General features: G+C 56.0%; 5 protein-coding genes and 3 pseudogenes. 2 read left to right on the top strand and 6 right to left on the bottom strand.

The annotated features are described in order from the left end of the window. Positions 1–851: 851 nt before the first annotated feature. From AU509_RS16140 to AU509_RS18205, 6 genes and pseudogenes are all read right to left on the bottom strand, one after another. A pseudogene (locus AU509_RS16140) lies at positions 852–2,011 on the bottom strand (M20 peptidase aminoacylase family protein). A 64-nt stretch (positions 2,012–2,075) separates the two neighbouring features. Next, complete coding sequence (locus AU509_RS16135; RefSeq protein WP_085652178.1) at positions 2,076–2,837, bottom strand: amino acid ABC transporter ATP-binding protein; 762 nt, start codon at positions 2,835–2,837, stop codon at positions 2,076–2,078. Positions 2,838–2,846: 9 nt separating this feature from the next. Beyond that, positions 2,847–3,518 (bottom strand): amino acid ABC transporter permease, encoded by a 672-nt coding sequence (locus AU509_RS16130; RefSeq protein ID WP_085652177.1) that lies wholly within the window; start codon positions 3,516–3,518, stop codon positions 2,847–2,849. Positions 3,519–3,558: 40 nt separating this feature from the next. After that, complete coding sequence (locus AU509_RS16125) at positions 3,559–4,347, bottom strand: amino acid ABC transporter substrate-binding protein (RefSeq protein WP_085652182.1); 789 nt, start codon at positions 4,345–4,347, stop codon at positions 3,559–3,561. A 2-nt stretch (positions 4,348–4,349) separates the two neighbouring features. Continuing rightward, positions 4,350–4,885 (bottom strand): annotated as a pseudogene (locus AU509_RS16120) (GNAT family N-acetyltransferase). Next, positions 4,882–5,055, bottom strand: a complete 174-nt coding sequence (locus tag AU509_RS18205) for a hypothetical protein (protein WP_162896325.1) — start codon at positions 5,053–5,055, stop codon at positions 4,882–4,884. The pseudogene AU509_RS16120 and the gene AU509_RS18205 overlap by 4 nt, the downstream one beginning before the upstream one ends. Before the next feature lie 387 nt (positions 5,056–5,442). On the opposite strand from AU509_RS18205, the pseudogene otsB reads away from it, so the two are divergent. Both otsB and otsA read left to right on the top strand, forming a co-directional pair. Beyond that, a pseudogene (otsB, locus tag AU509_RS16115) lies at positions 5,443–6,212 on the top strand (trehalose-phosphatase). Positions 6,213–6,216: 4 nt separating this feature from the next. After that, positions 6,217–7,641: an alpha,alpha-trehalose-phosphate synthase gene (gene otsA / locus AU509_RS16110; RefSeq protein WP_094118819.1), complete on the top strand. Its 1,425-nt coding sequence runs from the start codon at positions 6,217–6,219 to the stop codon at positions 7,639–7,641. Positions 7,642–7,919 lie beyond the last annotated feature (278 nt).

Here is a 7,919-nt window from a genome sequence, read left to right as displayed (position 1 = left end):
GGAAACTGCGCAATAAATTGCGCAGATTTGGCAATTATTCTGAAATTTTGACTTAGCGATCGCCGACATCGGTCATTTGGAAAGGTAAGGCCGATTAATCATTTAATTGAGCGACGAGAAATTTAAATTGTTGCCAATGCAATTATACGCACATCAAATTTTGTGCCTGTCGGGCACGATGTCATCAATCACAACAAACTTGCCGATGTTTGCCTCGCCCCACTCCTAAACGCCAAACGTCCCGAATTACCCACAAAAAAAACGCTTGTCGAATTTCGACAAGCGTCAATAAACATCAGGTCATAAAGACTAGGGGTGGTGCCTCACTCAACGTAATGTCCGAAACGTTTCATGAAATGGTTTTCATGTCATGGTGGACGATAGGCACCGATAAGGGCTCTGCGTCATTCCCAGGGTTATGAAGCCGAAGCAAACATAGAAAATGGAATGAGCATCTACGGTGGGGATTTTGCATCAACCGTGCCACTCTCGCCATAGTGATTAATCTGAAAGACCAAATTCCTATTAATTAACTGAAAAACAATAAGATTTAATAGAATTTTTTCACGGCCGTCGCCGCGAAATATAGCGCAGGGCGAGAATGCAAAAACGCCCGTTTGTCACCGATGAGAGACAGTCTGGTACTAGTTAAAAATAATTAATATTTATCAATATGTTGCGCGTCTTCTTTTGACGACAGTCTGAAACCATCCCTGTCGCTAAACGAAGACAGCACCGAAACCGCCACTCACGGCGGAAACGGGGCTTGGCGATACGGCGTGGCCACTCTCTGCGACGGTCAGTGGGAACGCCAGAAAGTCTCTCCGTTATCAGCCTCGCGATTGTTGTGATCACGCCTCTTGCGACAGGTGCTCCAGGCTTTTGCGCGCGACGCTGTAGAGATAATGCGCCGTCGGAAACAGCGCCCGGTCGTCCACCCGGAATTTAGGATGATGTAGCGCGTACGGTCCGCCGGAGCCAACCATCATGAACGTACCCGGCAGTTTCTGCTGATAAAACGAGAAATCTTCGCCAATAGGACTGGCTTCCACGCGACGAGCCTCGAATCCTTCCTCGCTGGCGACCTGCAGAGAGAACGCCACCCAGCGAGGCGTATTGACGACCGACGGCGGCCCGGCGTGCCACAGCAATTCAATCTCCGCGCCGTAGGTACTGGCGATCCCCGCCACAATTTGCCGAAATCGCTGTTCAATCAGATCGCGCGCTTCCGCGCTGAAGGTCCGCACCGTGCCCTCCAGATAGGCCGTGTCGGGAATGACGTTCCAGGTACTGCCGCTGTGTACCTGCGTAATCGACACCACCGCGTTATTGTCCGACGGGACGTTACGGCTGACGATCGTCTGCACCGCGCCGATCAGCTGTCCCACAATGATGATCGGATCGTTGCCTTCATGCGGTTTCGCCGCATGACACCCTTTGGCGGCGATCTTGATTTCAAAACGATCGACGCCCGCAGTGAGCGCGCCATCTTTACCCCCGATCACCCCTACCGGCAGCGTCGGATCGTTGTGGATCCCGAAAATCGCCGTCGCTCCGTCCAGCGCGCCGGTGGCAATAACGTCAGGCGCGCCCAATCCAGTCTCTTCCGCCGCCTGAAACAGAATGCGGACCCGACCTTGTAGCTCGGACTCCGCCCGTTTCAGCAATATCGCCGCGCCTAGCGCCGCCGACGTATGAAAGTCGTGTCCGCAGGCGTGCATCACGCCCTGATGATGGGAGCTAAACGCGACGCCGGACTCTTCCTCAATCGGCAAAGCATCGATATCCGCGCGCACCACCACCAGCGGCTCCGCTTCAGGCTACCGATCTCCGCCACCAGTCCGGTTTTCAGCGGCAGGTCGAGAATGCGAATGCCTTCTTTTTCCAGCTCCGCGCGGATTTTACGGGTGGTTTCGAACTCCTGATTAGACAGTTCGGGATGCTGGTGCATATCGTGGCGAAACGCCTGAACGAATTGCGCCAGAGGTTCATGCTGAGGGTTCACTCTCATAGTCGGAAACTCCTAACGGTGACGCCATCGGACAAGGCCGGGCGTGACAAAAGGTGTGAATAGATCAGATAACATATTCCGTCGGTTCATGGATCGTCGTTAACTGCCGCAGGAAACGCTGCGTCTGCGGGTTGTCGGAAAAGCTGATGACCTGTTCCGCCGGTCCCTGCTCCACGATGCAGCCGTCAGCCATGAAGATCACCCGGTCAGCCACCTCTTTGGCGAACTGCATCTCGTGAGTGACGATCACCATCGTGGTATCGTTTTTCGCCAGCTGTTTAATCACTTGCAGCACTTCATGCACCCGCTCTGGGTCCAGCGCCGAGGTCGGCTCATCAAACAAAATCGCCTGCGGCTCGACCGCCAGCGCTCGGGCGATGCTGACCCGCTGCTGCTGACCGCCGGATAGCGTCACCGGATACTGCCCGGCCTGCGGTTCCAGACCGACCCGCGCCAGCAGCGCCATGCCCTTCTCCCGGGCCTGCGCTTTCGGCATTTTCTTCACGACGATGAGCGCTTCGGTCACATTCTCCAGCGCGGTTTTATTCTTGAACAGGTTGTAGTTCTGGAAGACCATCGCCGTCTGCTGGCGCAGCGCGTGAGCCTCCTTGCGCGTATATCGCTGGCAGTCCAGCGTTCGTTCGCCGATGACAATCGTGCCTGCTTCCGGCGACTCCAGCAAGTTCATGCAGCGCAGCAGCGTCGACTTCCCGGAGCCGGACGGCCCGATGATCGCCACCACTTCCCCCTTCGCGACCTCGAGACTGATGTCGTTCAGCACCGCGCGCTCGCCAAAACGCTTGGTCAGATGTTGGATGCTAATCACGTCCGCTCCTTATCGCTGACGCGAATGGCTGAGTTTCTTTTCCAGTAGGGCCTGCAACCGCGCGTAAATGAGGATCAGCAGCCAGTACACCAGCCCGACCACCAAAAACGTTTCGAAGAAACGCAGCGATTCGGCGGCAATCATCTTGCCCTCGGCAAACAGTTCGGAGACGCCCAGCGCGAAAGCCACTGAGGTGTCTTTAATCAACGAAATAAAGGTATTACCAGTGGCGGGCAGCGCGTTTAACAACGCTTGCGGCAGCACGATACGGCCGTAAATCTGCGCCCGGTTCATCCCAACCGACAATCCGGCCTCCGTCTGTCCCGGATCGACCGAGGCCAGCGCCGCGCGGAAAATCTCCGCCATATACGCGGAGTTTTTCAGGCTGAAGCCGATAATGGCCGCAGACATCGCCGACATGCCATTCAGCTCAGGAAACAGCTGCGGCAGGCCGAAGTAGATAATGAACAGCTGCACCAACGACGGAATACCGCGAAACAGCGAGATATACAGCTCAACAAGCTTCACCACCACCAGGAACCGGCTTTCGCGCAGCAGCGCCAGCGCGAGTCCCAGGATAATGGCGAACAGCATCGACACCACCGCCAGCAGCAGCGTGGTCGGCACATACATCAGCACCTGGGGAAACACGTTTAACAAATAGCCGAAATCAATATTCATACGTCATACCTGCGGGCTTGCTAGTGTGTTTCCTGTCGACTCAGGAAGCGGGCGGCGTCGTGATGTCGTCGCCGAAATACTTGATGGACAACGCCTTCAAGCGACCATCATCACGTAACCGCTTCAACGCCTCGTCAAACTGTTTGCGCAGCGCTTCGCCCTTCTCGTCCTTATGGAACGGGAACCCGACCGACTCAACCACCAGCGGACCGCCCACCAACTTGAAAGGCAGATTGCGCTTGTTGATTTCCGCCAGCAGGATTGGTCCCGATTGGACATACCCTTGCACACGCTTGGCCAACGCGTCGCTCATCGCGCCGTCGCGGTTTTCATAGGTACGGATGGTGATGCTGCCGTCGGGGAAGGCTTTCTTCAGATTATTAACATGGTTAGACCCCAGCACGCCCGCCACCGTTTTCCCTTTCAGATCGTCCAGCGTATTGATGTCGGCATTGTCCTTATGGGTGACGATCTGGCTGCCGTAATAGCCATACGTCTGGGAAAAGTCATATTTTTGCTGGCGAACCGGCGTGATCGCCACCACGTTCGCCACCGTATCCAGCTTTTTCGCTTCCAGCTGCCCCATAATGCCGCTGAAGTCGGCCGTTACCCACTCAATCCGGTAGTTCAGCGCTTTAGCGATGTCCTCCGCCACCTCGACATCGAACCCGACCAGTTTGTTGTCCTGTTTAAATGCGTTGGGGTAACTCTGACCCGTTGCGCCGATACGTATCACCTTGGCATCGTCGCCGCTATTCTGAGCATCACACCCGGCCGTGATTAACGCGGCAGCCAGTGCGGCGGACAGGGTCAGTGCTTTCAATTTCATCATTACGCCTCTCTTGTCGAAGGGTGCTGCGTCCACTGCGGATCGTGCTGCGGGTTAAAGACTTTTTTCATGTAGATAGTCAGATGGCCTTTGCCTAAATCGGCCTGTCCAATGATTTCAAAACCATAGTTTTGGTACATCGCCAGCAGCCAGGGGTGTTGCTGGGCCGTGCCAAGCGTGACCGCCGGCGTTTTGAGCTGGCCGACCAGAATTTCCTGCTCCAGCCACGTCAGCATCTGACGGCCCAGCCCCTGTTGTTTGAAGTCCGGATGGGTGGCGAACCAGCCCAAATGCGGTAGCCATATGGACCGGGGTTCAGCCCCCACGGATAGCGCACGGTAAAGGAGGAAGCCAGACGCCCCTCTTTCTCCATCACGTAAACGCCGTGGTTTTGAATATGCCGACGCACGCTGTCGAGATCCGCATGCGCGGCGTCGAAGTGGATGGCCAACGCCCGTATCGGCGCATAGGCAGCGGCCATCAGCGCCAAGAACGCGTCGTCATCGGCTAACGTGGCCAGGCGAAATCGTAGACTCATGGCGTGTTCACTCTGGTGAGGAGGCCGACGCGCTCCGCATGGCGAATCACACCGTCGACTTTCAGCACGGCGTGACCGACGTCGTTCGCCGGGTCCGGCCACCTATCCAGCGCGTCGGCGGTGCCATAATTGTTTCCAATCAGAAGAAAATCAATCGGGTGAGAAGCCATAGATTACTCTTTGCATACGGTTCAATGAGGATTTGGTCAGGCCAGAAAAAGGAGGGAAGACCGCTGAAAACAGAGTATTGGCTTAAAAATATAGCACGCTGAATTCGCTGGCTATATATCGTATGAGACTAAGATAGAACGACGAGAAAAAAGCGCAAAAAGGATTAATAATCAATGAAAAACCCTAAACCCATGTAAAATTCATGGTTGAAAAATCGCCACCTATCATGGATAAAAAACCATTGTTTAGCTGGCGAATTATTCATCGATGCCTATAATTACCGGCACTGCCTTATTTTCATGTATCAGCAAAAGGAGCGATCAGGCGCAGTATTGACGCAACGCCAAAAAGATTCCAAATAACTTCCCAAAAGGAGGAGCGGTACGATGACAGACCAGGCACCAGACCCCCCTTTACGCTTAGATGATTATGCTTTCTTCTTCGATCTCGACGGCACGCTGGCCGAGATCCAGCCCACCCCCGAACAGGTGGTCGTCCCCCCTGAGGTTTGTCACACGCTGCATACCCTGTTTACCGGTAACGATGGCGCGCTGGCGTTGATCTCTGGACGCCCGATTGCAGAACTGGACGCGCTGATCGCCCCGCTCGTGTTGCCCGCAGCGGGTATCCACGGCGCAGAACGGCGCGAAATTGATGGGCAACGCCATGAAACGCCCCTCCCGAACGATATCGTCGGCGCTTTGCAGGACGCGTTAACTCACGGACTGACCTCGCTTCCCGCTGTCGCCTGGAAAATAAGGGTGCCTCATTCGCATTGCACTACCGTCAAGCTCCCAATTATAAGCCGGAGGTCACGGCGCTGGCGGAGTCGCTCTGTCTGCGCTATCCGCAGCTGACCGTACAAACCGGCAAATGCGTGGTCGAGCTAAAGCCCCGCGGGGCGAACAAAGGCGCGGCCATCAATACCTTTATGCAATCGCCGCCTTTCGCCGGACGCACGCCGCTTTTCATCGGCGACGATACCACCGACGAAGCCGGATTCCGACAGGTGAACGCACTGGGCGGCATTTCCGTCAAAGTCGGCCCAGGGCCCAGCGAAGCGCGCTACCGACTCGCCGACGTCGCAGCGGTACATCTTTGGCTCACACAGCAGCAGGCCATGTATGAAAACAAAATTTCATTGGTAAGGAGCTAAAGCTATGAGTCGATTAGTCGTCATCTCGAATAGAATTGCCGCCCCCGATAGCAAGAGACAGAGCGCCGGCGGTCTTGCTGTCGGCATATTGGATGCGCTCAAAAGCAGCGGCGGGCTTTGGTATGGCTGGAACGGTGACATCAGCGACGAACCGTTGCCGCTACAAATACAGAAAAACGACGGCATCACCTACGCCTCGTTCAACCTGAGCCACACGGACTACGAAGAGTATTATTGTCAGTTCTCCAACACCGTTCTCTGGCCCGCCTTCCACTACCGTCTCGATTTGGTGTCTTACGACCGCAGCGCATGGGAAGGCTATTGCCGCGTCAATACGCTGCTGGCGGAACGCCTGCAGCCGCTGGTGAAAGAGGACGATATTCTGTGGGTTCACGACTACCACCTGCTGCCGTTCGGAGCCGCATGCCGTCAATTGGGCCTGAATAACCGAATGGGTTTTTTCCTGCACATCCCTTTCCCCGCGCCGGACATCTTCAACGCGCTGCCGCCCTGCGAGGCATTGCTGGAGAAACTGTGCGAATACGATCTGCTGGGATTCCAAACCGAACACGATCGGCAGGCGTTTCTCGAGAGTTTGTCTCTGCTGACGCCGGTGAAAACCGTCGGCGAGCACACCTACAGCGCGTTCGGCAATCTGTTCCGCACCGAGGTATATCCTATCGGCATCGAGCCGGAAAGCATCCGCAAAATGGCGGAAGGCCCGCTGCCCGCCAAGCTGGAAGAGGCCCGTCGCGGACTGGTGAATTTGAAAAACGTCATCGCGGTAGAACGCCTGGACTACTCCAAGGGGCTGCCCGAGCGCTTTCTGGCCTTCGAATCATTGCTGGAAAACCACCCACAGCATCGCGGTCACGTCCGTTATACGCAGATCGCGCCGACCTCGCGCGGCGACGTACAGGCCTATCAGGACATTCGCCATCAGTTGGAAACCGAGGCCGGGCGTATCAACAGCCGTTACGGCACGCTGAACTGGACGCCGCTGTACTACCTCAATCAGCACTTTGAACGCCGACTGCTGATGAAGATTTTCCGCTACACCGAGGTCGGGCTGGTGACGCCGCTGCGCGACGGCATGAATCTGGTCGCCAAAGAGTACGTCGCCTCACAGGATCCGAACGATCCCGGCGTATTAATCCTCTCTAAATTCGCGGGTGCCGCTAACGAATTGACCGCCGCCTTGATCGTCAATCCGTACGATCGCGATCAGGTCGCCAGCGCGCTGGATCAAGCGTTAACCATGCCGCTGGCGGAGAGGATTGCCCGTCACAGCGATATGATGGCGGTCATCCACCGCAACGACATCAGCCACTGGCGCCAGTCGTTCCTGGCAGATTTAAAGGCGGTCGATCTCTGCCGGCAGCAGCACAGTCTGGAAAAAAAGATAGCGACCTTTCCCCGACAGGCGTGACGCAACAAGCTAAGAAAGGGAGGACCGCTCACGGGTGATGGCGACCGATGCCCGTTGACGCGGTTAGCTTTCCATCCCGTAATCTCCGGGCTCTCTTAACCTGTCTTGGCGATACCGAATCAACGAGCTTCAGCGATTTATCGCCACGCAGGCCGACACTTCGTCGGTCTACCGCCTTTCATCGCCAGACCGTCAGTAAACAGCATCAGGCCAGCCTGATGGGGACATGGGGACATCTCACGGCAGGTGGTGTCCGGTAACTGAAAAATCAGTCCGTG

It is taken from the genome of Lonsdalea britannica (assembly GCF_002111595.1).
In the GTDB taxonomy this organism is placed as follows: domain Bacteria; phylum Pseudomonadota; class Gammaproteobacteria; order Enterobacterales; family Enterobacteriaceae; genus Lonsdalea; species Lonsdalea britannica.
This window is presented reverse-complemented; position numbering and strand designations above follow the sequence as displayed.

What these genes read in the sequence shown, in the direction of transcription:
- AU509_RS16130 (WP_085652177.1), bottom strand. Translation starts at nt 3,518, where the DNA reads ATGAATATTGATTTCGGCTATTTGTTAAACGTGTTTCCCCAGGTGCTG.
- AU509_RS16125 (WP_085652182.1), bottom strand. Translation starts at nt 4,347, where the DNA reads ATGAAATTGAAAGCACTGACCCTGTCCGCCGCACTGGCTGCCGCGTTA.
- AU509_RS18205 (WP_162896325.1), bottom strand. Translation starts at nt 5,055, where the DNA reads ATGGCTTCTCACCCGATTGATTTTCTTCTGATTGGAAACAATTATGGC.
- otsA (WP_094118819.1), top strand. Translation starts at nt 6,217, where the DNA reads ATGAGTCGATTAGTCGTCATCTCGAATAGAATTGCCGCCCCCGATAGC.